A 231-nucleotide genomic window follows, 5' to 3' on the forward strand; every position below is an offset into this window, starting at 1 on the left:
GGCGTGTTTTGCCCCCCCGCCATTACTGGGAACTGCCGGTGAAGGAGGGCAATGTGATTCTGCTGGTGCCGGCGGATCTGGAGCAGACCCTGGACATGGAAGGCTTGCGGGCCCGGGCGCAGGCGCTGGCGCCACGATTGGGCTACAGCCTCGAGGGTTTGATCCGCGAGATTCGGCCGGCTACCTGAATGGCAGGTGCGGCCGTAGCCGTCGCGATCCCTGTAGGAGCGG

The 231-nt window shown here is 66.2% G+C and carries 1 pseudogene; it reads left to right on the forward strand.

Annotated features, from left to right (window positions below):
* Positions 1-188: pseudogene (locus G1E_RS29830) on the forward strand (spermidine synthase); the annotation flags it as partial.
* Positions 189-231 lie beyond the last annotated feature (43 nt).

The organism is Pseudomonas sp. TJI-51 (assembly GCF_000190455.2).
GTDB lineage: Bacteria > Pseudomonadota > Gammaproteobacteria > Pseudomonadales > Pseudomonadaceae > Aquipseudomonas > Aquipseudomonas juntendi.